Here is a 25979-nt window from a genome sequence, read left to right on the forward strand (position 1 = left end):
CACCAAGCGGCACCGGAACCAGGTACCACTGGCACCAGGAAGAGCGAGGAACCCCGCGACCCATGAAGACCTCGGTGCACCGACCCGTCCGGTCCGCAGCCGCCCTGTCTGCGCTGGCCGTCCTGCTGGTCGCCGCGGTGCCCGCATGCACCCGCTCCACCGACGACGGCAACCGCGACTTCCCCCCGGTGCCGGGGGGCGCGTACTCCGTGGCCCTCACCGAGCCCGACCACCTCACCCCCGGCCGGACCACCAGCAGCTATGCACTCCAGGTCCTCCAGGGCCTGTTCGACACCCCCGTCACCCTGGACCCCGGGGACGGCCACGTCGTCCCGCTGGCAGCCGAGTCCGTCGAATCGGACGACCAGCGGGTGTGGACCCTGAAGTTCCCGGCGAACGCGGTCTTCCACAACGGGGAGCCGGTCACCGCCCGCAGTTTCGCCGACGCCTGGAACGCCGCCGCCTACGGCCCCAACGGCTGGGACGCCAACTCCTACTTCGCCCAGATCGACGGCTACGCCGACCTCAACCCCGCCGACGGACAGAGGCCCACGACCGACCACCTGTCCGGCCTCACCGTGCTCGACGACACCACCCTGCGAGTCACCCTCAGCGCCCCGTTCAGCCAGTTCCCCATGCTGCTCGCCTTCCCCGCGTTCGCACCACTGCCCAGGGCCGCGCTCGCCGACCCGAGCGGCTACGACCGGCATCCCGTCGGAAACGGCCCGTTCGAGATGGACGGAGACTGGCAGCACAACCAGCGGATCGACCTCAGGCGGGCAGCCTCCTACACCGGCGCCAGGCCGCCGATGGCCGATGCCGTCCACTTCAAGATCTTCACCAGCAAGGACACCGCCTTCACCGAACTCCGCGCCGGACACGTGGACTTCGTGACCACCGTACCGGCCGCCCGCGCCTACGAGGCCAGACGCACCTTCGGCAGGCGCTACTCGGTCCGGCCCAGCGGCACCATGGACTACCTCGGGCTGCCACTCGCCGATCCCCGCTACGCCAATCCGGAGTTACGCCGCGCCCTGTCGATGGCCATCGACCGCAAGGGCATCACCCGGGCCATCTACAACGAGGTCTATCTGCCCGCCGACTCGATCGTCGCCGCGACGATCCCGGGGCACCGCGACGGCGCCTGCGGCGAGACCTGTACCTACCAGCCCGCCAAGGCCAGAGAGCTGTTCGACCGCGCAGGGGGATTCACCGGACCGCTGGAACTCTACTTCGCCAACTCGGATCCCACCTACGAACAGTGGATGACCGCCGTGGCCAACGAGCTCCGGCAGAACCTCGGCATCCGCGACATCCGATTCCGCAAGATGGCGAGCGCCGACCTCGGCCCGATCCTCAACGGCGGCAGGGCCACGGGCCCGTACCGGCAGAACTGGGTCGTCGACTACCCCAGCATGCAGAACTACCTGGCCGGCCTCTACCTCCGCGGCAACCGCACGGGCTGGCACAACCCGCAGTTCGACGACCTGCTCTCCCGTGGCAACGCCGCTTCGAGCGCACCGGAGAGCATCGCCTACTACCGCCGGGCCGAGGACATCGCCCTGGCCGAGCTGCCGCTGATCCCGCTGTGGAACTGGCGGGACCAGTCCGCCTGGAGCAGCAGAGTCGGCAACGTCCTGATCGACCCGTATGCCGCCGGCCTGCACCTGGACCGAGTGACCGTCAGACACTGACACCGACCGCGACACCCGCACCCGCACCCGCACCCGCACCGATATCGACACGAGAGACCTAGGGGTTCGATGGGCCGATTCATCGCCCGCCGTCTGATGTACGCCGTCCCCGTGCTGCTGGCCACCACCTTCCTGATCTACTCGCTGGTCTTCGTGCTGCCCGGCGACCCGATCCAGGGACTGGCCGGTGACCGCCCCGTCGCCCCGTCGGTCCTCGCGGAGCTGCACCGGCGCTACCACCTCGACGACCCGCTCGTCGTCCAGTACGCCAAGTACCTCGGCGGTCTGCTCACCGGCGACCTCGGCCGGACGTTCACCGGAGAGCCCGTCGCGGACGTCCTCGCCGGACGCTGGCAGGTCACCCTCAGACTCGGACTCACCGCGTGGTTCTTCGAGACCGTCCTCGGCATCGCGCTCGGGGTCTGGGCCGGGCTGCACCGGGGCAGATGGGCCGACGGTCTCGTCCTGGGCGGTACCACCCTGGTGATCGCCGTCCCCGTCTTCATCGTCGGCTACCTCGCCCAACTGACCTTCGGCGTAAGGCTCGGCTGGTTCCCGGTCTCCGGCGAGGAGGCGGGCTGGCCGGCCGCCTACCTGCTGCCAGGACTGGTCCTGGCCTCGTTCGGAGTCGCCTATGTCGCCAGGCTCACCCGCTCCTCCCTGCTGGAGAACCTGCGCGCGGACTACGTACGCACCGCCGACGCCAAGGGGCTGTCACGGCGCCGGGTGGTGATCGTGCACACGCTGCGCAACTCGCTCATCCCGGTGGTGACCTTCCTCGGCGTCGAGCTGGGCTCGCTGATGGCGGGGGCCGTCGTGACCGAGTACATCTTCAATCTTCCCGGCATCGGCCAGCAGGTCTTCCAGGCCATCCAACTGCGCGAAGGCCCGACGGTGGTGGGCATCACCACCGCGCTGGTGCTGGTCTTCTGCCTGGCGAACCTGCTGGTGGACGTCCTGTACGGACTGCTCGACCCGAGGATCCGCCATGACTAGCCCGCAGCCCGTACCGGCCCCGCAGCCGACGCCGGCTCCACCCGTCGAGGATCTGGTCCTGCCGCCGGCCGGTCCGCCGAAGGCCGAGGAGCGGCCGGCGGCAGGCTCCCTGGCCTCGGACGCCTGGCGCGAGCTGCGCTCGCGCCCGCTGGTCGGGGTGTGTGCGGCCGTGGTGCTGCTGGTCGCCTCGATGGCCGCCGTCCCGAGCCCGTTCATCGCCCTGCTGACGAACGACAGCGGACGGTGCGAACTCGCCGACTCCCGGGTCGGCCCGAGCCTCGACCACCCCTTCGGCTTCGACCTGCAAGGGTGCGACTACCTCGCCCAGATCGTCCGCGGCACCCGGCCCTCACTCGTCATCGGCCTCTCCGTCACGGCCGGCGCGCTGGTCCTGTCCGTCCTGCTCGGCCTGCTGGCCGGCTTCTACGGCGGCTGGGTCGACGCGCTGCTCTCCCGGACCACCGATGTGTTCTTCGGCCTGCCGTTCATCCTCGGTGCCACCGTCATCCTGGTCGCCTTCCCCGACCACGGTCTCGGCGCCATGACGCTCGTCCTGGTGGCCCTCGGCTGGACGACCATGGCCCGGGTGATGCGCGCCCAGGTGATCGGGCTGAAGGACGCCGACTACGTCCACGCCGCGCGCTCGACCGGCGCCGGGCCGCTTCGCCTGATGATCCGTCATATTCTGCCCAACGCCGTGACGCCGGTGGTGGTGGTCGCCATGCTGAACATCGGGAACGTCATCTCCGGAGAGGCGACCCTGGACTTCCTCGGCGTCGGGCTGCAGTACCCCGCCCTCTCCTGGGGCCTGCAACTCAACGCCGCGCAGAGCTACTTCCTCGACTTCCCGCACCTGCTCGTCTTTCCGGCGCTGTTCCTGTCCGTCACCGTGCTGAGCTTCATCCTGCTCGGCGACGCGGTCCGGGACGCCTACGACCCCAAGCTGAGGTGAGGGCCACTCCTGTGCCGGCCTCCGCGAACCGCCCCTGCCACCGCGTCACCCCCGGGAGGAACTCCGATGCGTGTCCTGATCTCCGCCGACATGGAAGGCGCCACGGGAACCACCTGGCCCAAGGACGTCGAGCCCGGCACCCCCGCGTGGGAACGCATGCGGCGCCTGCTCACCTCCGACGTCAACGCGTGTGTGGAGGGCCTGTTCTCCGGTGGCGCGGACGAGGTGGTGGTCAACGAGTCCCATGAGACCCAGCGCAACATCCTTCTCGACGAACTCGACCATCGGGCCCGTCTGTTGATCGGACGTCACAAGCCGCTCGGGATGGTGCAGGGCATCCAGGAAGCCGACGCCGCCGTGTTCCTCGGCTACCACACCGGCGCCGGGGCCCAGGGCGTCCTCTCCCACACCTACCTGGCCTCCGCGCTGACGGGTTTCAGGATCGACGGCGAACACGCCGACGAAGGGCGGATGAACGCGCTGGCCGCGGCCGAGTACGGAGTCCCGGTCATTCTGGTGACCGGCGACGACCTCACCTGCGCCGCCGCGGCCCGGTGGGCGCCGGGCGCCCGTACCGCCGCGGTCAAGGAGTGCGTCAGCCGGTTCGCGGCCGTCTGTCTGCCGCCCAGCCGCAGCGCCGCGCTGATCCGGGAACAGGCCGAACTGGCGGTGAGCGAACACGCCGTGCGGGGACGTCCCGAGCCGGTCACCGGGCCGCACCACTTCGAGATCGACTTCCACGCCACCCACCTCGCCGAGGCTGTGGCGGGAATCCCCACGGTCGAACAGACGGGCCCCCGCACGGTCGCCTTCACCGCACCCACCGCCACCCGGGCCCTCAGGACGTTCAGGATCTGCAGCACCGTCGCCGGCGCGTCCGCCGAGGACCGCTTCGGCTGACCGGCGTCCGTGCGGCGTGGGGCCGAGGCGGGGTGCCTCGGCCCCACGCGGTCATGCGGTTGCCGGCCGTCGGTCGATCACCGCGCGCAGCTTGCCGCTGGTCGGGGTCCGCTCGAAGGCCTGGGTGTCAGCCGTCTCGACCGTGCAGGTGAGCAGTCCCTCCGCCACGGCGGAGCCCAGATCCGCGATGGCCGTCAGGAAGACGGTACGGGCTGCGTCCGGAGCGGGTGCGTACCGCTCGTCGAGTCGGACGGTCAGGCGTTCCCGGTCCTCTCCCGGGGCCAGGACGAGCTGCAACTCGCCCCGGTAGCCGAGTTCCTCCTCCGCGATCTCGACGAACCGCCGGTAGTTGTAGAAGTACGTGCCGACCCGGACGACGTCTCCATAACGGCCGAGGAGCTCGATCCGGGGGGTGTGGCTGCCGCAGGGGCAGACGCCCTCCAGGGCTCGGCCGAGGTCGCCGATCTGGTAGCGCTCCAGGCGCTGTCCGGCCCGGGTGCGGCTGGTGAAGACGAGGCGTCCCGGCTGTCCCGTGGGGACGGGCAGGTCGGCCGCCGGGTCCAGGATCTCCAGGGTGTGCAGGTCGGTCAGGACGTGGTGAACCGATCCTTCGGAGTGGGTGCACTGGTAGCCGAGCGGGCCCAGGTCGGTGCTGCCGTAGGCGGCGGAACGGATCACCTGGACGCCGAAGTCCTCGGTGAGGACCCGGCGTTGCTCCGCGGTGAAGTGCTCGCCGCCGTAGAACACCTTCCGGATCCCGCCGTACTCGCGCAGCAGCTCGCCCTGGGAGTGGAACAGCTGCCACAGATAGGAGGGCATGCCGAAGAGGGTGTCCGCCCGGTACATGACCAGAGCCTGGGCCGTGGCGGCGTGGTCGGGGCCTGCGGCCATCGGGATCTGGGTGGCGTTGAGGCGCTCCAGGATGGAGAAGAAGCTGATGAAGCTCCCGTACATGCCGCCGCAGTAGAAGAGGTTGGCGGCGCGGTCGTGGGCGGGGTCGAATCCGGCGGCGAGCAGGCCGTCGGCGGCGGCGCGCATCTGGGTGTCGTAGTCGCCGTTGGTGAACACCGAGAGGGCCGGCGCCCCGGTGGTGCCGCCGCTGCGGAAGTACAGGTGGGCGTGTTCGGCTGCGAGGGTGCGCAGTTGCTCCTGTACTCCGGCCTTGTCCAGCAGGGGGCCGGTCGGTGCAGCGGGCAGGGCTGCGGGGGCGACCAGGTCGTCCAGGCAGGCCGTGGCGCCGAAGCCGGCGTCCGCCTGCACACCGACCCGGCGGCTGTAGCGTTGCAGCGCGTAGACGCCGTCGTGCGGTTCGCCGTGGTAGCTGTCGAGCATCGCGCCGACCGGGGTGACCCGCAGCGCACCGGCCGCGATGACGGCCTGCGAGAGCCGGGCGATGTCGGTGCGGCTGCCGCCGATCGCGACGGTCTGCAGGTAGCGGCGCATGGGACGCAGGGTCGCCATGACGGCCGTGCGGGGCAGTGGCTTGACCCAGATGCTGCGGTGCAGAGGCGAGGCGGCGAGCGCGGACCGGGTGTCGGCCAGGACGCGCCAGGAGCCGTCGTCGGCCGCGACCACCTTGGTCAGGCCCAGGTGCTGTTCGAGACGGGCGATCAGTTCGGTGGTGGTGATCTCGGCGTGCTCCGCCGCTTCGAGCTCCGGTCGCGGGCACTTGGCGGAGGCCTCGGCGAGTCGGGCCGCGAAGCTCTCGGCGAAGGCGAAGACCTCGTCGGCGTCGTCGGTGTCCAGGTAGACCACCTGCGGACTGGAACAGGCCTGCTGCTCGAAGCGGCAGATGTCGGCGGCGAGGGCATCCTGCGTCGCCTGGTCGGACCAGGCGTCGCGGGTCAGATAGGCGAACGAGATCCTGTGACCCCACTCGACCAACCGGCAGCCGGGGGTGACGAGTTCGGAGACCGCCTGGACGGCGTCCTCACCGCCCCAGACCGCCACGGCGTCGGCGGCTGCGCACAGCAGCTGCAGCCACTCCTTGCGGGCGGAGGGGAAGCGCAGCACGACGGTCCGCCGCGCCAGGACCCCGGTCGGGTCCGCGTCCGCCAGTTCGGCGAGCAGGTGCTGGGCGAGGAGGGTGTCCGTGCTGCTGGTCTTCAGGACGTTGAGGTTCCCCGTGAGCAGTCCTTCGACGACGCTCAGCGGTGCGACGGCAGCGGCGTTGCCCGGGGCGATGTGGACCAGCAGACCGACCGGCGCCCAGGCCTCGAAGACGGTCTCCCGGGCGTCGGGGCGGGTGAACCGCTCGGGGTTCGGCCCGCCGAGCTCGCGCCGGAGCTTGCGCTCCAGCGCCGGGCGGCCGAGCGCGGCGGCGAGTTCGGCGAGAGTCGCCGCGGCCTCCTCGGGATCACTCCCGCCGTCGGTGAGACAGGCGGCCAGGCGGGTGTGCACGGGGCTGCCGGGCGTGCCCAGTTCGGCGCCGAGCGCCGCACAGGCACTCAGTACGGTCTCGGTGGACAGGACTTCGGTGAGCGCCTGCTCGGCGAGGGCGGGCAGCTCTGCCAGCCGTCGGGCCGCCTCGGCGTCGTCGATGAACGAGCCCTGCCAGAAGTGGGGTGCGGTGGTCACGACATTCCCTTCAGGAGTTCGGCGGCGGCGGCCGCGCAGTTGCGGTTGCGGCTCACCCCGGCGCGGCCGTGGATGGTGAACCACGGCGTGGGGAGCGGGCAGGGGCAGTCCTGCGCGGGGTGCAGCGAGGCGAGGTCTCCCATGACGACGCTCTGCGCCGGCACCGAGGTGATGTACGGCGAGACCAGGTGCAGAAAGCCGCGTTCGCCGTGGGGAAGCGGTTGCAGGGTCCTGGTGTCGCGCACCGCCGCACGGGACCACACCGGTACGTGCAGGCGGTGCTGCTCGCACTCGATGTACGGCACGCAGTGCTCGACCGAGCCGAAGGTGTCGCGGATCCGCTCCGACGGGATGCCCAGTTGCCCGGTGACCTCCGCGTAGAACTCCTCCTTGCCGATCTGCCGGTCGGTGTGCCCCTTCCAGCCGCCGCCGAGGAGCACCAGGGAGCCGGCGGGCAGCTGGAGCGGGGGCATGCCGAGGGCGCGCATCCGTTCCAGGGTGAAGTGCAGGAAGGCAGGGAAGCCCAGGATCCGCACCGGCAGCCCGTCCTCGGCGTACCGCTGGAGCGCCCTGATACAGCCGTGGACGTCGAACTCGTGGCCGGTGCCGGTGTGCCGCAGGGCGTGCGTGGTGTGCCGGGCCGGGGCGAAGTCGCACAGGTAGTTGTCGGTGAAGGAGGTGCCGAGCTTCAGCTGCGGGGCTGGTTCGTAGCTGTACAGAAGGTAGTTGACGGGCTGATCCGGTGTGATCCAGCCGTAGTGGTCGAAGATGCGGGCCACCATGCGCTGCGCGGAGCGGATGGTCCAGGTGTCGAAGAACATCTGCGACTTCTGGCCGGTGGTGCCGGAGGAGGTGAGGTGCAGGAAGACCTCCTCGCGCGGGATGGAGAGGACCTCGTGCCGCTTGAAGAAGTTGGCGTGCACCAGCGGCGTGCGGATCGCCTCGCCGACGGTGGGCGACGAGGTCCGTGGCGTGTCCTCCAGCAGGGCGCGGAAGAACGGAGAGCGCTGTGCGTGCCAGTCGTTGCTCTCGGCCATCGCGGCGGCGAACAGAGCGTCGGTCTCGAGTCCCGCCGTGTAGGGCGAGGAGAGGTCGCACAGCTGCTGCACGTGCGGGAGCGCCGCGGGGTCGGGGACCTCGACGGGGGCGAGATGGGGATTCATGAGGCAACCTCGTGAAGGGGTAGATAGGTCGAGGTCCAGGCGGTCAGATAGGAGACCAGGTACGGCTGGAGCAGCCCGCCGACGGCGGTGGTCCTGAAGTCGATCTGACGGCTGGTTCGGGAGAGTACGACGTAGTCGTGGAAGCGGTCGCCGATCCGGCGCATGGCCGGGTAGACGGCACTGGGGATGAACCCGGAGGCCAGAAAGGCACTCAGCCCTGCGGTGTCGGACAACGGCAGCAGGGTCTCGACGTAGTCGGCCCCCGCGCGGGTGACGGCTGCCATCAGCGGTTCGAGGGCGTCGGTGGCCGCTGCCGGGCAGGGGTACACCGCGACGAGCGAGCAGCTCGCCGCGACCGGGTCCAGGTCGGCGTAGGCCTCGAACGAGCCGTCCGGCGGTGTCAGTACGGCGTTCGGGGCGTGCAGCGGGAAGAAGCGCTCCGCCGGATCGGGGAAGAGCTCCAGGAAGCGGCGGTTCACGAAGCCGGGTGCGGTGATGACCTCCATCGTCGCGGTCACGGGCGCGATCCGTCCCTCAGGAGCCCGGGGAGCGACCCCGGGCCGCACACCGCTGTAGTCGATACCGGTGCTCTTGTGCGCCGCGTCGAGCAGCGGCACCAGGGCGGCGGGCACGTGGGTGACCGTCTCGCGGCGGTCCAGTACCCCGTCCGCGTAGCGGGCGAACAGCGCCAGACTCTCGCACCCCGCGACTTCGACGGCGTTGGGCAGCAGGCCCAGCGGCCGGAATCCGCTGCGTGCGAAGACCTGTTGCGGGCCCTGGGTCACCACGCGGACGGTGGCGTAGATCGAGTCGACGGTGCCGGCGGCGAAGGCGTCCGCGCACACCGTGCTCGTCAACCGCCCGGCCAGTCCGCCCTGGCGGTGCTCCGGGTGGACGGCCAGGCCGACCAGCTTGCCGATCCGGCTGCCGGGGTCGGTCTGCACCGCCACCGACCCGGCCAACTGGCCTGCGCCGGCCCGGCGGGCGGTCAGCCAGTGGGTGTGCGGGTCCGCGATCAGCCGTCGCATCTCCGCCGGGTCGCTGCCCAGAGCCACCGGATAGCCGTGGCCGTAGACGTCGAAGTACAACTGGCGCAGATGGGCGATGTCCTGGAGCGTCGCGGGGGAGATCGTCACGGTCATCGCTGTTCCCCCATCGGCAGCGCGGAGGTGATCAGCACCGGTTCCGGGTCGGGGACCTGACGGGCCGTCCGGTCGGACCTGCCGAGCAGCAGGAGGACGAGCGCGACCGGCACCAGGCCGACAGCCTGGACCACACACAGCGAGCGCGGCGACAGGTGGTCGCCGAGCAGGCCGAAGACGAGTGAGGACAGCGGGAAGGTGGCGCCCAGCAGCGACTGCATCACGGCGAAGAAACCAGGCCGGTCGCCGACGGGTACCAGCCGTTGGAACAGGGCCACGAAACGCACCCCGATGACGCCGACGCACCAGCCCGCGACGGCCAGCGAGCCCACGGCGGCGGCCTGGGTGGCCAGCAGCCCCGGCAGGCCCAGCGCGGCTGCCATCAGGGTCAGGCAGCCCGCACCGATCGTGGTGGGCGAGCCGGGCAGCCGGCCGCCGGTGAACGAGCCCACCAGTGTGCCCGCGCCCAGCGCCGCTTCCAGTGCGGCGACGGTCGAGCCGTGGGCCTGCAGCACCGAGCGGGTGTAGAGCGGCATCACGACGAACACCGCGGTGGTGAACACGTTCGCTGCCGTGAAGCAGAGCAGCACCCGGCGGATGAACGGCAGGTCGGCCAGGATCTGACGCAACGTCCGCCGAGGGGCGGCCGAGGCGTCCTCTCCGATGACCTCGGACCCGGTGGCGGCAGCAGGAAAGCGGGTCACGCCGATGAGAGCGGCCGCCAGGAGGTAAGCGCCGGCACACCCGGCCACGATGCCGGCCAGGCCCCAGGCGTCGACCACCAGCGGGCCCAGCAGCCCGCCCGCGAGAGCGGCCAGGGACTGGGTGGCGAGTTCGAAGCCGGTCGCAGCCTCGATGTCGGCGTCGTCGACCAGTTCGGGAACGGACGTGGTCAGGCAGGGGTCGAACACCGCCTGGCAGCCGGCCAGCAGCAGCGCCGCACCGTACGCGACCCCTGTGGGCAGCGCCGTGGCGTACGTCCAGCCGGCCGTGCCGGCGGCCACCAGGCCGGCGACCGCGGCCGCACCGCCCAGTACCGTCCGGTGCGGGCAGCGCGCGATGAGCGAGGCCACCAGCGGCGCCAGGACCACCGCGGGAAGGGTGCTGACGGCGAGGAACGCCCCTGAGGCGAGGCCGCGGTCGGCACCGGCCGAGTAGCCCACCAGCCACCAGACCATGCCGACCTGGAACATCCGGCCCGCGGCCTGGGTGAGGACCTGTGCGGCCCACACCGACCCGAAGACACGGTTGCGCAGGACTATCGGAAGCTGCCGGGACGCCCCGGTGGAGACCGTCATGAGTGCGGCCGTTCGTCGATGACGCGGATCAGCTTGCCCGAGCGCGAGTTGACGGCGAGATCCTGCTGCCGCACCCACTCCACGGACAGCGGATGGATGTACCCGGCGGCGACCGCCTCGGCGTAGAGCGCCCGGGCCGCCAGGATCCCGTCGCCGATGGCGGTCGCCAGGTCCGGAAGTCCGGCCGTGTTCCCGTCGCAGGCGAGGCGCAGCAGCAGGCCGTCCCGCTGCTCCCAGCGGCGCACCACCAGCTGCACGCCGGTCACCCGGCCGGCGGGATCGGCAGTCCGGACGAGGTCGAGCACGTCCTGCGTGTACAGCGACACCGGCCCCACCCGGACGCCCTCCTCGGCCCGGCCGAGGATGCGGAAGTGTCCGGTGGCGGCATCGGTCCACTCGGCACGGTCACCGACGGGGTAGCGCAGCACGGGCATCAGCCTCCGCCGCAGGTCGGTCACCACGACCCGGCCGGGAACGCCGTCGCGGGTGACGGGCTCGCCGGTGTGGTCGTCGAGGATCTCCACCACGGTGTGCGGTGTGAAGGCCCGATGCACCCGCGGGTCCGGACCCGGCACCGGCCGACCGAGCAGTCCGGCATCGACGGCGGCGTAACCGACCGACGAGGCACGGGCGTTGGGGAAGGCCCTGGCCAGCAGCGGCTGCTGGTCCTGGTAGAGGCCCTCGCCGCCGAAGAGGAGCAGCTCCACCTGCGGAAGCTGCCGCCCTGAGGTCATCAGGTGGTCGGCCAGCGCGCACAGCGTGGTCGGCGTGCCGGCGAGCACCTCGACGTCGAACTGCTCCAGCGTCTGCACGGTCGACTCCAGCGGTGCCGCACCGCCGATCGGCAGCCGGACATTGGCGACGGGGGAGCGGTGCAGTGAGTCGAGGATGAAGCTGAAGCTCGCGTAGAGATCCCCGGCGTAGAAGAGGTCGGCGACCCGGTGCCCGGGACGCAGCCCGGCGTCGACGAGGCCGGCGCCGAACGCGGTGGTGAATTCCCGCCATTCCTCACGGCTGTAGAAGGAGAACTTCGGGGAGCCCGTCGTGCCGCCGCTCTTGAAGACCACCGCCTCGTCCAGCGGCGCGGTCAGCAGGCGGTTGTCCCGGGGTGTGTTCGCCTGCCAGAACTCCGCCTGAGGCACGACCGGAAGTTCCGTCAACTCCGTCACCCGGTCGGGTAGACCGGCGTAGAGCTCCGCATAGAAGGGTGAATTGCGGCGCACGAAGCGTATGAGTTCCGTTATTGGTTGAACGGGCATTGATTCCTGCTTTGGGGCATGCGAGGGTGAAGCGCTGCCACGAGAGGCGTGGCAGCGCCAGATGGTTGTGGGTGACCGCCGGTGGGTCCGCGGCAAATCGGTATCCTGCCGGGGGCCGGACTGATACCGCTGGATTGTGGCGGATCAGAGTGGGGTGCCAACTCAATTGAGTGAACACTGAATGTCAGTCAACTGAACTGACGCCGAGAGCGCTTGGCTACCAACCCCCCGGCTGACGGAACGTTAGGCTATCACCCCGGTAAGCCTTCGGATTCCAGGTGCATCGGGACGCCAGCCTCGACTCACCATGGTCTGGCGCTCTGACAACGGAGTTCCCGTCCGTTCCAGAAAACTGTGGTGAGGTAGATCTCATGCCACGGGCGCGTCGAGGCCGGGGCGGGGCGAGTCACTGTGTGGGTACGGTCGAATAGTTGAATTCAAGACATATGAAGAGCGTCTGCGCAGTTCACCGTCCGAGGCGGGGACGGCCGGTGGCCGGTTCTCTCTTCCGGCTGATTAGGACCGCTTATTGCGGAGTGGCTCTCGGGCAGCCATCGCACCTCGCCCGTCCCCAGGGTGATCGTGGCCCGTGGCCGCATCGGCCCGTCGCCCCGGCGTGAGAGCAGGACCACCTCGTCGACCCGGGCCGGCATGCTGCCCAGCCGGGCGGCGCACTCTGCGCAGAGCCGACGCGGATCCCGGGTCCGCCCCAGGGACAGGTGCGGCGTGAAGCCGCCGGCGTGGCCCCGGCAGCGCGGAAACCGCTCCTCCAGCGCGCGATGCAGCCCGGCCCAGGGCGCCGGGCCGGCCGCTGCGGGATCGAGCCACACGGTGGCATCGCTGCGGTGCCTGAAGCTGTGCACGCCCCTGAGTCGGATGGCGAACGGTGCGGTCTCGGCCGCTGCTGCGGCCAGCAACGGGGCGGCCTGCTCGAAGTCGGACTCCGGTACGAAGCCGAAGAGCAGGTTCACGTGCGGTGGCCAGCGGCGGATCTGCGGATCGTGCTCCTGGCGGATCTGCTGGATCGCGGGCCACAGCTCCCCAGGGGGGAGCCACGCCACCGCAGTGCGGGGCGTCGGCGCGATGTCGACCACGCCCGGAAGGTCGAACCCGTCTCCGGGAGCCCGGTGCACGTCCACACCCCAATGGTCCGACATGGAGAGCCCCGCCGGGCGGCCGGGCCGCCTCGAACCATGCCAGGCTGACACCGCAAAAATACCAAGGTATGCAAGGTTAAACAGAGGCCATGCCTTTGATTTGCATGCCGTTCGGAGGTTGTGCCAATATAATCGCAGGAGTCCGCAGCGATCTCGGAGGGGCGGACGAGAGTGGAAGGAAGCAAGGGTCCAATGTCGGACGGCGCGCGCGTCATCGTCGGAGTCAGCGGCTCGTTGAACAGTTTGACCGCACTGCATCGTGCGGTCGACGAGGCTCGTGCCCGCCGGGCGGTGCTCGTTCCCGTGCTCGCCTGGACGCCCGTCGGCGGCGAGCGCAACTACCGTGCCCAGCCTTGTCCGCCGCTTCTCCGCGCCTGGGAGGAGGCTGCCGACGAGCGACTGGAGCGCGCCTTCCGGGACGCCTTCGGCGGCTTCCCCGTCGGCGTCCGGGTGGAGCCGCTGGTGGTCCGTGGCGAGACCGGACCGATGCTTACCCGAATCGCCGACCGGCCGAACGACCTACTGGTCGTCAGCACCGGACGCCAGGGCGGCCTGCGTCGCCTCCTGCACGGTTCGGTGAGCCGCTACTGCCTGGCGCATGCCACCTGCCCCGTTGTCGCTGTTCCGCCGTCCACCCTCCACTCCGACCTGCGCCGGGTGGCGCACATCGTCGACCTTCGAGAGCTGTCGCACGCCGCCTGATCGCCGCAGCCGCACGGTTGCGGCAGGCAGGACGCGAACGGACGGAGCGCCTGCCGCCCCGCTGCCGCTGCCCGTAGCGGTGCCTGACATTTTGTCAGGTCTTTTCCTTCGGGGTGCCGATACCACTGACCAGGGGGTCTGTCGGGCAGGGCGGCGGAGTGGCTGGGCGTGGTTTCCGGGTGGGGAGTGGTAGACCCCTTGTGGACGTGGTGGCGGGTGCGGTGAAATGCCCGTGGCTTGTCGGGTTGGGCGTCCCCGGAAGTATTCGTGCGTCCGAACCTGGCCACGCGCATTCTGCGGCCGCCCTCCTGACGTTGTGTCAGACAGAGGGGATATGCGTGATCAGTTGGCGTAGGTCTCAGTTGGCGGCGGCTGCCACGGCCACCGCCGCCTTCGTGGTACTGGCCTTCGGGAGCAGCGCGAACGGTGCGCCTCTGCCCGTACCGGCGGACGCGCTGTCGGTATCCGACAGTGGGTCGCCGGTGCCGGTGATCGTGGTGCTCAAGGACCAGATACCGGATGTGCCTGCGGATTCGGGACATCTGGGTGACCGGAAGAAGAAGGCCCAGTCCGCACAGGCACCGCTGCTGGCCAGGGTCAGGGCCGGTGGCGGTACCCGCATCAAGAGCTTCGTGGTCGGGAACGCCTTCTCAGCCACGGTGAGCCCGGCGCTGCGGGCCGCGCTGGTGGCAGACCCGGCCGTGGCCTCGGTGGTGGCGGACGAGCAGGTCGCCGTCGCTCCGCCGAACCGGGGCACGGCGCCCGGGAGTCCGGTGGACGGCGGTGCGGCGAAGGGCGGTGCCGGATCTGCCGCACCGAACGTGCCGAAGGGCTCGGCCGCGCCGGGAGCAGGTGGCACGCGGCCGTCGGATGCGATCTGCCCGAGCGACCCGTCGAAGCCGCTGCTCGAGCCGGAGGCGCTCCACTCCACGCACGTGGTGAGTTCGCCCGGCGCCCCCGGCGCCCGCGACTTCGCCGACGGCAGGGGAGTCAAGGTCGCCTACATCGCGGACGGCATCGACCCGAACAACCCGGACTTCATCCGGGCGGACGGCTCCCATGCGGTGGTCGACTACCAGGACTTCTCGGGCGAGGGCCCGGACGCGCCGAGCGGGGCCGCCGAGGCGTTCGGCGACGCCTCGGCGATGATCGCGCAGGGGCGCCAGGTGTACGACCTGTCGAAGTTCGTCAACCCCACGCACCCGCTGCCGACCGGCTGCAACATCCGGATCGAGGGCATCGCCCCCGGGGCCTCGCTGGTGGCGCTGAAGGCGGGCGGTGAGACCTTCCCGAACTCGGCGATCCTGCAGTCCATCGACTACGCGGTGTCGGTGGCCCACGTCGATGTGCTCAACGAGTCCTTCGGCTCCAACACGGCCCCGGACAGCGGAGTGCACGACACAGTCGCACTCTTCAACGACCAGGCGGTCGCGGCCGGCGTGACGGTGACGGTCTCCACGGGCGACGCCGGTATCAACGGGACCATCGGCACACCCGCGACCGACCCCAGGGTGATCGCGGCCGGTGCCTCCACCGACTCGCAGCTCTACCAGCAGACCGGTTACGCCGCCGCGCAGTTCTCCAACGGGACCTGGGCGAACAACACCATCTCCGCGCTCTCCTCCGGCGGGATCACCCAGGCCGGGCGGACCGTGGACCTGGTCGCGCCGGGCGAGTCGGACTGGGCACTCTGCACGCCGGACCTGACCCGCTTCACCGAGTGCACCAACTTCGCGGGCGGCGCCAGCCCGATCCAGCCGTTCGGCGGGACCAGCCAGTCCGCGCCGATGACGGCCGGTGCCGCCGCGGTGGTGATCCAGGCGTACCGCGACACGCACAAGGGCGCCTCGCCGACTCCCGCGCTGGTGAAGACGTTCCTCACCGGTACCGCCCAGGACCTGGGCCTGCCGGCCCAGGAGCAGGGCGCGGGCCTGTTGAACGTCCGCGCCGCAGTGGAGGCTGCCCGGGGCTACGACCACGGCTCGGGCGCGAAGGACAGCGGGACCGTCCTGGTCACCAACGGCCAGGTGGACATCACCGCACAGCCCGCATCCACGCACACCGCGGACATCACGGTGACCAACACCGGCAGCACCGCGAGGACGGTGAGCGGCGCGACCCGTACCTTCGCCCCGCTGGCCGACTCCCGGCAGACCGTCCAGTTGAACTCCGGCACCGACCGGACGTTCAACTACGCGACCAACGGCGCGACCTGGGTGCACCGCGAGGTGAAGTTCGACGTTCCACCGGGTGCCGACCGTCTGGCGGCCTCGATCGCCTGGCAGGGTGCGCCGCAGAAGTCCGGCGACCGCACGGTGACCCCGGTGGTCCGGCTGACCCTGCTGGACCCGTCCGGGCGGTTCGAGACCAACACCCGTCCCCAGGGCGGCGCGGTGTCGCCCAACTTCGGCCTCGTGGACGTCCCGCATCCGGTCGCCGGCGAGTGGACGGGAGTCCTCTACACCCCGGCCAGTACCGACGGCTTCACCGGCCCGGTCACCCTGGAGACCGCCACCCAACGCGCGGTACCGGCCGGTGCGGTGAGCCCTCAGGTGGTCACCCTGGCGCCGGGAGCCAGCCGGACGCTGCACGTCCGGCTCACCACTGCGGCGGCCGGCGGTGACGCCGGACAGTCGATCACCGTGGCCGGCGACAACGGCCGTACCACCTCGGTGCCCGTGATACTGCGCAGCCTGGTCGAACTCAAGGGCGGCGCGGGCAGCTTCACCGGGGCGATCACCGGCGGCAACGCCCGGGACGCATCCCCGGCGCAGTCCTTCACCTACGCCTTCGACCTGCCGAAGGGGCAGCGTGACGTCCAGGTCAGGCTGGCCGTCGCCAAGGACCCGAAGCTGCTGATGCAGGGTGTGCTGATCAGCCCGAACGGCACACCGGTCGACTCGGAGAGCAACGCGCTGCTGGACGCTCAGGGCCAACTCACCGGTACCGGCGCCGCTCTGGCCACCACCGCGCTCTCCCCGGCACCGGGGCGCTGGCGCTTCGTCCTGGTGGTCCTCAACCCGGTCAGCGGTGCGGAGCTCGACCAGCCGTTCACCGCGACGGTCGGCGTCAACCGGACCGAGGCGCAGGTGGCCGGGCTGCCGCGGAGCGCAAAGACCGTACTGCCCGCCGGTAAGCAGGTCGCGCTCGACGTCAGCTACCAAAACCTCACGGGCGCGGTGCAGCAGATCTACGCCGACCCGCGCCTCGACGCCCGGGTGGATCTGCCGCTGGTGCCGCAGGGCGCGTCCGCGACGGTGTCGCTGCCGCTGGCCAGCAGCGCATCGGTGCCCGCCTTCCTGGTGCCCCCGGACACCGACCGGCTGACCGCGGTGGCGGCCTCCTCCGTTCCCGCACAGCTGGAGATCGGCGCCACGACCGGTTCGCCCGACGTGTTCGGCGACCTGAAGAAGGCGCAGGGCGGCTCGACGATCTCGGTCGCGAAGTCGGCCGGCAGCAGCGCTCAGCCGATCGTCCCCGGCTACTGGAGCACGTACGTCCAGCAGATCGGTCCGTTCTCGAACGCGGGGGCACCCTCCGGTACCTCGACGATCACGGCTACCGCCCACACCCGGGCGTTCGACCCGGCCATCACCTCCACCACCGGCGACCCGTTCGCGGCAGCGGTGAACGCCTCGGCGCCGGCGGCCACTCCGGTGGCGGTCGAGCCGGGCGAGGTGGGCACCGTGCGGATCTCCCTCACCCCGAGCGGCGCCAAGGGCAGCACCGTCAGCGGTGTCCTGTACCTGGTGTCCGCCCCGGGCGGGGTGGCCACGGCCAACAACTCGCTGGGGATCACGGGTTCCATCCTCGCCGCGGTCCCGTACAGCTACACGATCGGCTGAGCTGCGGCGCAGTGCCGTAGCCGAAGCCGGACACCAGAGCGCCGAGGCTGCCCCGAACTCCGGGGCAGCCTCGGCTGCTGTCCGGGGGCGACGGCCGGCGCGACGCGTGCCGCAGCGGGTCAGCGGGTCAGAGGGTGACGAAGGAGTAGCCCTTGGCCTTGAGGGCGGGCAGCACGGTGCGCAGCGCCTCGACGGTCTGCGAGCGGTCGCCACCGCCGTCGTGGCAGAGCAGGATGTCGCCCGGCTTGGCGGCCAGCAGCTTCTCGCTGATCTTCCTGGTGCCGGGGCGCGACCAGTCCCTGGGGTCGACGTCCCAGTCGATGGGGGTCATACCGTACTTGGCGACAGCGGCGAACACGGCGGGGGACCAGTCGCCGCCGGGCGAGCGGAAGAGCTTCGGCTCGGCTCCTGCGGCGTCCACGACGACGGACTGGGTGTCGGCGATCTGCTGTTGGATCTGTGCCTCGCTGCGCCGCGAGAACGGCTGCGGGTGGGTCATCGTGTGGTTGGCGAGGGTGTGGCCGTCCGCGGCGATCTGCCGGATGAGGTCCTTGTCGGCATGGGCCTCGATTCCGACCACCGAGAACGTCGCCCGGACGTCGTACTTGCGCAGCAGCTGAAGGACCTCCGGCGTGTAGCGCCGGCTCGGACCGTCGTCGATGGTCAGTGCGACCGCGTTCGACGGAGCGTTCGGCAGCAGGTCGTGGACCTTGAAGACGGGCTTGCTGCGCACCGCCACCGGGGAGGCCGACGGGTCGGGCAGGCCTAAGACGCCCGGTGGCTCGGTCGGCGCGGTGGGGGAGAAGGAGTCGGAGGGGCCCTCCGACGGCGGGGGCGGGGCCGAGGCGGAGCCGGGTGAACTGCTGCAGGCGGTCAGTGTGCCGCCCGCTCCGAACGCCGCCGCAGCGGCGGCCGTCCAGGCGATCAGACGGCGTCGGGTCACGTCATCGCTCCGGCCGGTCGGGTGCGCCGCTCGCTGCTCTTCCATCTGCTTCCTCTCCCCCTCGGCGGCTCGTCCGGTCGGTAACCGTGTTCCCCGACGCCACCACCTCAATCGACGCCGATTGCTCCGAGCCGGTTCCGCACGGCCGGTCGCCTTCCGGCACTATCCACGGCGGCCCTGATTCCGCTGTACTTCGGCGAGTTCGGCGCGGAGTCGGCCACGAGTGCGCATCAGGATCCGGCCGAGCATGTTCTTGCCCGTCCCGGTTCTCCCGCGACCCCAGTAGTGGCCGGTGGCGGTGTCCTCGACGATCTCTTCGTCGCCGGTGGACAACAGGATGTCGCGGATGTCCGCGTGCGTACGGAACTTGGCCGCCACCGCAGAGCGCATCACGTCGTCCTTGACCCGGTCCCAGTCCCGCCGCAGCGGTCTGGACGAGTCACGGCCCAGCTCGGCAGCCCGCAGCGGCGTGCGGGCCCGGCGGATGAGATCGGCATGGCGGGTTCTCGGTTTCCGCGACGCGCCGGTCAGGTCCGTCGTCCAGGCGGTCGCCCGAGTCGGCGCGAACCGCTGTCACTGCGCGCGAGCTGCTCCCCATGCCTGCTCGAACTCCGTCGAGCTGATCTCTTCGGCGTCGAATTCCGGCTGGGCGGCAATTTCGCTCACGGGCGGGAATGCGATCTCGGACAGCCCCACGCCGGCCGTTTCGTGGTCCTCGTCGGCCCACTCGCTTCGACCGTCCCGGAAGACCTGGACCTTCCGGGTTTCATAGCCGTCCTCGCCGAGTTCGCTCAGATAGAGCACCGGCTCGTCGTCAAAATCATGATGCCATGCGACCTTGACGTACCTCACGGCTGGTTCCTCCCGTGCCCCAGGATGCGCCCGGTGAGATCGAGCGATCCACTGTTGGGGATGACGAAGACGCCGGGCCGACCCTCGTTCACCTGGAGCCCGCTCACGTCGACCTCGATGTAGTGCGTGAACTTCTGTCCGGCCCATGGTACTCGGAGGAAGGCGGCGGAGAGCTGCCCCTGAGTCTTGGTCCCCGGCTCGATGTCGGTCAGATACTGCCCGTCCCCGTAGCGCGCGTCCTTCGGATTGTTCGCCTTCAGGGACGGGCGCAGCTCCTGACTGGCGATGATTCCGTCGTGCCCCTCCTGGTTCGTGTAGTGGTAGAGCGACCTGGGGGCGGGCGGTTCGGTGTGCTCGTGCGGTGAGAGGCCGAGGGGGTCGGTCCAGGTGTGCGGGTTGTGGACGTAGGTGTCGGGGTTGGGGGCCGGGTCGAGGCCGAGCGGGTCGGGAGTGGTGTAGCGGGCGGTTTCGGGGTCGTAGTAGCGGTTGAGGTTGTAGTGGAGGCGGGTCTCCGGGTCGAAGTACTGGCCGGGGAAGCGAAGCGGGGTGTAGGTCGTGCTGTCGCTGGGCCAGGTGGTGTGGCCCCAGACGGTGGGGGTGGTGTGCCAGGCGATGGTTTCGGTGGCGGGGTCGACGAGTTCGACGGGGGTGCCGACCAGGTCGGTGACGATGGCGAAGAAGCGCCGGTCGATCTGGGTCTGGGGTGTGTCGGCGGTGGCCGGGGTGGTGATGGTCTCGGTCTGGGTGAGGGGGTGGAGGCCGTTGTGGTCCCAGCTGAGGGTGTGCGGCCCCGGGAGATAGGGGGCGTGGGTGGTCTGTTCGGCGAGGGTGGGGCCGTCCCAGGTGAAGTCGGTCTGCTCCACGACGGTGGCGCCGTCGTCGGCCAGGCGCTGTTTGGCCGTGCGGCGGCCGAAGGGGTCGTAGAGGTAGCGCCAGCCGGTGCCGTCGGGGGTGGTGACGTGGGCGAGGCGGTCCTCGGCGTCCCAGGTGTAGTACCAGGTGTCTGGCTTCCTGGAGAGCCGGGTGGCCTGACGGAGCGTGATACGGCCGGCGGCGTCGTACTCGTAGCGGACGCGGCCCGCGGTGGTGAGCTGGGTGCCGGTGTAGGTGCGGGTGCCGAGGGCTGCCTGGGTGCTGCCGGTGGCGGGCCAGTCGGCGTGGGTGAGGTTGCCGGCCTGGTCGTAGGCGTAGCTCTCGGTCCAGGTGGTGGCGTGGACGGCGGTGACCCGCCCGGCGGGGTCGAGGTCGAAGCTGCGGGGGCCGGTGAGCTGGTCGTCGACGCCGGTGAGGCTGCTGTCCACGCGGTAGGTGTAGTCGCGGCGTTGGAGCACCGACTGCCGGGCGTGGAGGGTCTGGCCGGTGAGACGGTTCAGGGTGTCCCAGGTGCTGGCCAGGGTGAGGCGGTCGCCGAGGGTGCGCCGGTGTTCGCGGCCGAGGGCGTCGTAGGCGAACTCCAGGTTTCCCGCCGGGGTGGCGAGGGCGGTGGGGCGGCCGACCGCGTCGTAGGCCCAGGTGCTGGTGTGGCCGGTCGGAGTGGTGCGGCTGGTGCGACGGCCGAGGATGTCCCGGGTATGGGTGAGGGCACGGCCGTTGACGGTCTCGGTGAGCAGATTGCCCAGCGCGTCGACGGTGCGGACCAGGTCCGTGTCGGGGTTGGTCGCGCGGATCAGCTGCCCGGCGGTGTTGTAGGTGTAGGTGGTGACGCGGCCGTCGGCGTCCTTGGTACTGGTGCGGCCGAGCAGATCGTAGGTGTAGCGGGTGTCCCGGCCGAGCGGGTCGGTGCGGGTGAGGATCCGGCCGTCGGCATCCAGCCGGTAGCTGACGTTGCGGCCGTTGAAGTCGCTCTCGCCGACGAGCCGGCCGGCCGCGTCGTAGCTGTAGTTCCAGGTCTGGCCGAGGGCGTTGGTCACGGCCGCGAGCTGCATATGGGCGTCGTGGGTGAAGGTCGTGCGACTGCCGTCCGGGCCGGTGCGGGCGGCGAGGGTCTCGAAGTGGGTGTACTCGAAGGTGCTGACCTGGCCGAGTTGATCGGTGTGGGCGAGGAGGTTGCCCTCGCCGTCGTAGGTCCAGGATTCGGTGGCCCCGTCCGGACTCGTGCGCGAGGCCGGGTGGCCCTCGGTGGTCCAGGTCAGCCGGGTGACGGTGCCCGACTGATCGGTGATGGCGCTGGTGCGGCCGAAGGCGTCCCGCTCGTAGCCGGTGGTGGCCCCGGTCGGGTCGGTGATCTCGACCGGGAGGCCGGCGGCGTTGCAGCGGACCAGCGTGGTGTGGCCGAGGGCGTCGGTGACGGAGGCCAGGTGGCCGAGGTCGTCGTAGGAGTAGCGGGTGAGCGCTCCGGTGGGGTCGGTGGAGAGGGTCCGGCGGCCGGTCTCGTCATAGGTGTGGCGCCAGACGGCGCCGCCCGGCTGGGTGATCACCGCGGGGAGGCTGAGCTCGCCGGCGTAGGAGACGGTGGTCCGTTCGCCGTCCGGGCGGGTGACGGATATCAGGTCGCCGGCGCCGTCGTACTCGTAGCGGGTGGTGCGGCCGAGCGGGTCGGTCTCGGCCAACAGGCGGTCGTACTCGTCACGTTCGAAGCGGATGGTGTTCCCGAGCGGGTCGGTCTGGGCGGTGATCTGCGCGTGTTCGTTGACGTGGTAGCGGGTGGTGTGCCCCAGCGCGTTGGTCTCGGAGTGGACCTTGATTCCGGTGACCGGGTCCGGCTCGCCGTAGGTGAAGTGGAAGCGGAGAGTGCCGTCGGCGCCGCCTTCGTCGACGACCCGGTCGAACTGGTCGTACCGGTAGACGTAGTGGCTGTCGTTGCGGTCGGTCCAGGACAGGATCCGGCCGGTGGCGTCGTTGGCGAAGCGCATCGGCCTGCCGGAGGAGTTGTACACCGAGGTCAGATGGCCGTCGGTGTAGCCGTAGCGCAGCAGCAGTGCATCGCGGCCGCCCTCGCCCGCACCCGCGAGCCGCAGCGCGGTGATCCGGCCCGCGTCCACCGTGACGAGGAGGCGGTAGCCACCGGAGTGGGTGATGCTCAGCGGCGTGCCGTCCTCGTCGTACGCGAGGTCGAAGCGGCGGCCGAAGCGGTCACGCAGGCTGGTCAGCAGCGCCGTCCGGCGGTCCGGGCAGAGGGTGAACTCCCGTACCAGACCCTGGGACACGTCGGTCAGTGTGTAGTCGCCCGAATCGGCGTCCACCTCGAGATCCCACCGTGCACCGGCACTTGCCCGTGCGGCCTCGCCCGGCTCCGGGTGCGGGTATGCCTGCGACACCAGGTCCGGGCCGAGGTAGACCACGCCCTCGGCGTCGATCTCCAGGCGTTCGTCGAAGGTGCACACCCAGCGCGGGCCCATCCAGCGCCCGGCCGCGTAACCTGCCTCGAACGACCGGGTGAACACCAGCGGCAGTGAACCGGGCAGGGACATGTCCGTCTGCTTGATGAACATGCGGCCGGTGGCCATGTCGACCGGCTCGCCGCCGGGGCAGATGGAGTCCTCCTTCCGGCCCGACTCGCGCGGCCGCTCGACCTGCTTGCGACCGCGGCCGCCGCCCGAAGGCCCACCCCTGCCGGAGCGGGTGCCACCGCCGGGCGGGTGCGGCGCGTGGGGCAGGTCCTTCCTGCCGGACCCGAGGATCTTCTTGAGCTCGGCCTCGTGCTTGGCATCGGTCTCGCGGGTGTTCCTGGCGACCTTCTTCAGGTTGTTCCCGGCCGAGTGGTAGAAGTCCTTCACGGCCTTGCCGGCATCCTCGGCCAGGGTCTTGCCCAGCTTCTGCGCCCCGTGCTCCAGGGCCCTGACGATCTGGTTGCTCACTCGAAACTCACCCCCGCGATCTTCGACCGGAACGCCTCCGCGTGGGCGGCCACCGTCTCGGCATGCTCGTGCATGGTCTGCGCATGCGCCTCCAGCGCGGCCGGGTCGATCCGGAAGCCGGTGCCCGCCGTCGAACCGCCGCCCCCGAGGGCCGACTCGGCGGCCTGGAACACCAGTCCGGACACCGCGCGCCCCACCACCTCCACCAGCGGGTCGACGGCAGCCTCGATCACCTGACCGATGATGTACTGCTCCAACTGCTGCTCAAGGAAGTTGACGAGCTTCTTGGCCGCCTCCTCGATCAGCACCACCGCCGCCTCGGCCAGACCGAACGTGGCCACCGCGGCCGCCTGATCCGCGACGAACGCGGCCGCCATCGCCACCAGTTCGGCGATCGCCTCGGCCTTCATCGCCACGATCACGTCCGCAGCCGCGTCGAGGGCCGTGGCCACCACGTGGCACGCCTGGACCAGATCATTCATATGACTGCTCGACAGCTGGTTCCACTTGGCGGTCAGCGCCTCGTACGACGCCCCCTCGTAGGACTCGCCCAGCCGCTGCACCGTCGCCGTGGAGTCCCGGTGCGTGCCCTCCATATCGGTGGCGAACTCCCGCACGTGGGAAGCGAACTCACGAACCTTGTCCTCGTTCACCGATGGCCAGTTGATGCCGATGAACTGCAGGAACGACACCACCTCACCAGGCAGTTCAATCGCCACAGCGCCCCCCTCGGGCAGGTCGTCCGACTGAGGCTAGCCCACGCTCCGCGGCGGCGGTACCCGGAGACGGAAAAGACGACGGGCGGCTGACGCGTCGGTGGCCAGGCCTTGTCCGGCAAGATCGGCCGGACAGGGCCTGGCGCGGCCGGCCGCCCGGTGTCCCGTCGCGGATCCCGCCGGACCCCCGGAGATCACGCAGGGAGTCTCCGTTCCGCATGCTCGCTGCTGTCGAGCACTCCTAGACTTGGCGGTATGGCCCGGCTCAACGAAGAGGTCGAGGCGCTGCTCCAGGAGTACTCCGACCTCATCCTGCTCACCGGCGGGGACGCCTACCGGGCGCGTGCCTACGAGAAGGCGGCGCGGTCGGTCGGCGGCTACCACGCGGATGTCGGAGAACTGGACTTCAAGGGGCTCCTGGAGATCCCCGGTGTCGGGAAGTCGACCGCAGAGAAGATCACCGAGTATCTCGCCACCGGCCGGGTGGCGGCCCTGGAGAAACTCCGCGCCGAGGTCCCGCCCGGGGTGCGGGAGATCATGGCCATCCCCACCGTCGGTCCCAGGACCGCGGTGATGCTGCACAAGGAACTCGGCATCTCCTCGGTCGACGAACTGCTGGACGCGGCGAAGGACGAGCGGCTGGGCGGCCTGCGCGGGCTGGGCGATCGGACGGCCGAGAACATCGTGCACGGCATCGAGGTGATGCGGCAGAGCAGCGGCCGGGTGCTCCTCAACGTGGCCCTGGAACAGGCCGAGGAGGTCGTCGCGGAACTCGCCGGAGTCACCGGCTGCGTGCGCTGTGCGTACGCCGGCTCGCTGCGGCGGATGCGGGAGACGATCGGCGACATCGACGTACTGGCGGCCGCCGAGGACTCGGCGGCACTGATGGAGGCGGTGGCCGCTCTCCCGTACGTCGCCGACGTGCTGGTCCGGGGCGCCACCAAGACCTCGGTCCGCACCGCCAAGGGCATGCAGCTGGATCTGCGGGTCGTCCCGCCCGAGGACTGGGGCGCGGCGATGGTCTACTTCACCGGCTCCAAGGCGCACAACATCCGGCTGCGGAGCCGGGCCGTCAAGGCCGGGCTCAAGCTCTCCGAATACGGCCTGTTCGAGGTCGCGAGCGGCGAGAAGATCGCCTCGGCGACCGAGGAGGAGGTGTACGAGGCGCTCGGCCTGCCCTGGATCCCGCCCACCCTGCGCGAGGACCGCGGCGAGATCGACGCCGCCCTGGGCGGCGAGCTGCCCGAGCCGGTCACCGAGCAGGACATCCGGGGCGACCTGCACGTCCACACCGACCTCACCGACGGGCTGGCCCCGCTGGAGCAGATGCTCGCCGCTGCCGCCGACCGGGGCCTCGGATACTGCGCCGTCACCGACCACGCCCCCAACCTGGCGATGCAGCGGATGACGGACGAGAAGATGCTGGCGCAGCGTCAGCGGGTACGCGCGCTGGACCGCCACTACAAGGGCATGAGGGTTCTGCACGGCACCGAGCTCAACATCGACCCGGACGGAGGTGTGGACTGGCCGGAGGACTTCCTGGCCGGCTTCGACCTCTGTGTGGCCTCGATCCACTCCCACTTCGGTGCCGACCGGGATGCGCAGACCCGTCGGCTGATCCGGGCCTGCGAGAACCCTTACGTGCACATCATCGGCCATCCGACCACCCGGCTGCTGGGCCGCCGGCCCGCCGTCGACGCGGACTTCGACGCCGTCTACGCCGCCTGCGCCCGTACCGGAACCGCGCTGGAGATCAACGCCTCGCCCGAGCGCCTGGACCTCGGCGACGAGCGGATTCCGGCCGCCCGCCGGCACGGCGTCCGCTTCGCCGTGAACACCGACGCACACTCCACCGTCCACCTGGCGAACCTGCGCTACGGCATCGGCACCGCCCAGCGCGGCTGGCTCACCAAGGACGAGGTGATCAACACCTGGCCGCTCCGGCGGCTGCAGAGCTTCCTCCGCAAGCGGCGGCCGTGAGAACCG

At 70.7% G+C, this 25979-nt stretch carries 18 protein-coding genes; 7 read left to right on the forward strand and 11 right to left on the reverse strand.

The annotated features are described in order from the left end of the window. Window positions 1-62: 62 nt before the first annotated feature. The 4 genes from P3T39_RS13760 to P3T39_RS13775 all read left to right on the forward strand — a co-directional run bounded on the left by P3T39_RS13760 (window position 63) and on the right by P3T39_RS13775 (window position 4542). Window positions 63-1694: an ABC transporter substrate-binding protein gene (locus P3T39_RS13760; protein WP_280697817.1), complete on the forward strand. Its 1632-nt coding sequence runs from the start codon at window positions 63-65 to the stop codon at window positions 1692-1694. A 69-nt stretch (window positions 1695-1763) separates the two neighbouring features. Further along, window positions 1764-2690 (forward strand): ABC transporter permease, encoded by a 927-nt coding sequence (locus P3T39_RS13765; RefSeq protein ID WP_280697818.1) that lies wholly within the window; start codon window positions 1764-1766, stop codon window positions 2688-2690. Next, window positions 2683-3642: an ABC transporter permease gene (locus tag P3T39_RS13770; RefSeq protein ID WP_280697819.1), complete on the forward strand. Its 960-nt coding sequence runs from the start codon at window positions 2683-2685 to the stop codon at window positions 3640-3642. The genes P3T39_RS13765 and P3T39_RS13770 overlap by 8 nt, the downstream gene beginning before the upstream one ends. 66 nt (window positions 3643-3708) lie before the next feature. Then, the gene (locus P3T39_RS13775) at window positions 3709-4542 is read left to right on the forward strand and encodes a M55 family metallopeptidase (protein ID WP_280697820.1); all 834 of its coding nucleotides are present in this window, start codon (window positions 3709-3711) and stop codon (window positions 4540-4542) included. Between the two features lie 51 nt (window positions 4543-4593). Here P3T39_RS13775 and P3T39_RS13780 read toward each other — a convergent pair whose 3' ends face one another. The 6 genes from P3T39_RS13780 to P3T39_RS13805 form a co-directional block, all read right to left on the reverse strand. Then, a complete protein-coding gene (locus P3T39_RS13780; RefSeq protein WP_280697821.1) occupies window positions 4594-7119 on the reverse strand; it encodes an aldehyde dehydrogenase family protein in 2526 nt (841 codons plus the stop codon). Continuing rightward, window positions 7116-8282, reverse strand: a complete 1167-nt coding sequence (locus tag P3T39_RS13785; protein ID WP_280697822.1) for an acyl-protein synthase — start codon at window positions 8280-8282, stop codon at window positions 7116-7118. Before P3T39_RS13785 ends, P3T39_RS13780 begins: the two co-directional genes overlap by 4 nt. Next, window positions 8279-9424 (reverse strand): GNAT family N-acetyltransferase, encoded by a 1146-nt coding sequence (locus tag P3T39_RS13790; RefSeq protein ID WP_280697823.1) that lies wholly within the window; start codon window positions 9422-9424, stop codon window positions 8279-8281. Before P3T39_RS13790 ends, P3T39_RS13785 begins: the two co-directional genes overlap by 4 nt. After that, a complete protein-coding gene (locus tag P3T39_RS13795; RefSeq protein WP_280697824.1) occupies window positions 9421-10722 on the reverse strand; it encodes an MFS transporter in 1302 nt (433 codons plus the stop codon). Before P3T39_RS13795 ends, P3T39_RS13790 begins: the two co-directional genes overlap by 4 nt. Further along, complete coding sequence (locus P3T39_RS13800) at window positions 10719-11981, reverse strand: AMP-binding protein (protein WP_280697825.1); 1263 nt, start codon at window positions 11979-11981, stop codon at window positions 10719-10721. Before P3T39_RS13800 ends, P3T39_RS13795 begins: the two co-directional genes overlap by 4 nt. Before the next feature lie 437 nt (window positions 11982-12418). After that, entirely contained in the window at window positions 12419-13138 is a 720-nt protein-coding gene (locus P3T39_RS13805) for a 2'-5' RNA ligase family protein (protein ID WP_348534339.1), read from the reverse strand. Window positions 13139-13330: 192 nt separating this feature from the next. Between P3T39_RS13805 and P3T39_RS13810 the strand changes: the two genes are divergently transcribed. Beyond that, a complete protein-coding gene (locus P3T39_RS13810; protein WP_280697826.1) occupies window positions 13331-13840 on the forward strand; it encodes a universal stress protein in 510 nt (169 codons plus the stop codon). Between the two features lie 338 nt (window positions 13841-14178). Next, complete coding sequence (locus tag P3T39_RS13815) at window positions 14179-17685, forward strand: S8 family serine peptidase (RefSeq protein WP_280697827.1); 3507 nt, start codon at window positions 14179-14181, stop codon at window positions 17683-17685. 127 nt (window positions 17686-17812) lie between these two features. Here the strand turns inward: P3T39_RS13815 and P3T39_RS13820 are convergent, their stop codons facing one another. From P3T39_RS13820 to P3T39_RS13840, 5 genes are all read right to left on the reverse strand, one after another. Then, window positions 17813-18628, reverse strand: coding sequence for a polysaccharide deacetylase family protein (locus P3T39_RS13820; protein WP_280697828.1), 816 nt, complete (start codon window positions 18626-18628; stop codon window positions 17813-17815). A 162-nt stretch (window positions 18629-18790) separates the two neighbouring features. Then, window positions 18791-19159: an NADAR family protein gene (locus P3T39_RS13825; RefSeq protein WP_280697889.1), complete on the reverse strand. Its 369-nt coding sequence runs from the start codon at window positions 19157-19159 to the stop codon at window positions 18791-18793. A gap of 42 nt (window positions 19160-19201) precedes the next feature. Further along, the gene (locus P3T39_RS13830; RefSeq protein ID WP_280697829.1) at window positions 19202-19480 is read right to left on the reverse strand and encodes a hypothetical protein; all 279 of its coding nucleotides are present in this window, start codon (window positions 19478-19480) and stop codon (window positions 19202-19204) included. After that, on the reverse strand, window positions 19477-23277 hold the full coding sequence (locus P3T39_RS13835) for an HYD1 signature containing ADP-ribosyltransferase family protein (protein ID WP_280697830.1): 3801 nt from the start codon (window positions 23275-23277) through the stop codon (window positions 19477-19479). The genes P3T39_RS13830 and P3T39_RS13835 overlap by 4 nt, the downstream gene beginning before the upstream one ends. Then, entirely contained in the window at window positions 23274-23996 is a 723-nt protein-coding gene (locus tag P3T39_RS13840) for a WXG100 family type VII secretion target (protein ID WP_280697831.1), read from the reverse strand. The genes P3T39_RS13835 and P3T39_RS13840 overlap by 4 nt, the downstream gene beginning before the upstream one ends. A 252-nt stretch (window positions 23997-24248) precedes the next feature. On the opposite strand from P3T39_RS13840, the gene polX reads away from it, so the two are divergent. Continuing rightward, a complete protein-coding gene (gene polX, locus P3T39_RS13845; RefSeq protein ID WP_280697832.1) occupies window positions 24249-25973 on the forward strand; it encodes a DNA polymerase/3'-5' exonuclease PolX in 1725 nt (574 codons plus the stop codon). Window positions 25974-25979 lie beyond the last annotated feature (6 nt).

Source organism: Kitasatospora sp. GP82, from assembly GCF_029892105.1.
Classification (GTDB): Bacteria; Actinomycetota; Actinomycetes; order Streptomycetales; family Streptomycetaceae; genus Kitasatospora.

What these genes read in the sequence shown, in the direction of transcription:
- P3T39_RS13760 (WP_280697817.1), top strand. Translation starts at nt 63, where the DNA reads ATGAAGACCTCGGTGCACCGACCCGTCCGGTCCGCAGCCGCCCTGTCT.
- P3T39_RS13765 (WP_280697818.1), top strand. Translation starts at nt 1,764, where the DNA reads ATGGGCCGATTCATCGCCCGCCGTCTGATGTACGCCGTCCCCGTGCTG.
- P3T39_RS13770 (WP_280697819.1), top strand. Translation starts at nt 2,683, where the DNA reads ATGACTAGCCCGCAGCCCGTACCGGCCCCGCAGCCGACGCCGGCTCCA.
- P3T39_RS13775 (WP_280697820.1), top strand. Translation starts at nt 3,709, where the DNA reads ATGCGTGTCCTGATCTCCGCCGACATGGAAGGCGCCACGGGAACCACC.
- P3T39_RS13785 (WP_280697822.1), bottom strand. Translation starts at nt 8,282, where the DNA reads ATGAATCCCCATCTCGCCCCCGTCGAGGTCCCCGACCCCGCGGCGCTC.
- P3T39_RS13790 (WP_280697823.1), bottom strand. Translation starts at nt 9,424, where the DNA reads ATGACCGTGACGATCTCCCCCGCGACGCTCCAGGACATCGCCCATCTG.
- P3T39_RS13795 (WP_280697824.1), bottom strand. Translation starts at nt 10,722, where the DNA reads ATGACGGTCTCCACCGGGGCGTCCCGGCAGCTTCCGATAGTCCTGCGC.
- P3T39_RS13800 (WP_280697825.1), bottom strand. Translation starts at nt 11,981, where the DNA reads ATGCCCGTTCAACCAATAACGGAACTCATACGCTTCGTGCGCCGCAAT.
- P3T39_RS13805 (WP_348534339.1), bottom strand. Translation starts at nt 13,138, where the DNA reads ATGTCGGACCATTGGGGTGTGGACGTGCACCGGGCTCCCGGAGACGGG.
- P3T39_RS13810 (WP_280697826.1), top strand. Translation starts at nt 13,331, where the DNA reads ATGTCGGACGGCGCGCGCGTCATCGTCGGAGTCAGCGGCTCGTTGAAC.
- polX (WP_280697832.1), top strand. Translation starts at nt 24,249, where the DNA reads ATGGCCCGGCTCAACGAAGAGGTCGAGGCGCTGCTCCAGGAGTACTCC.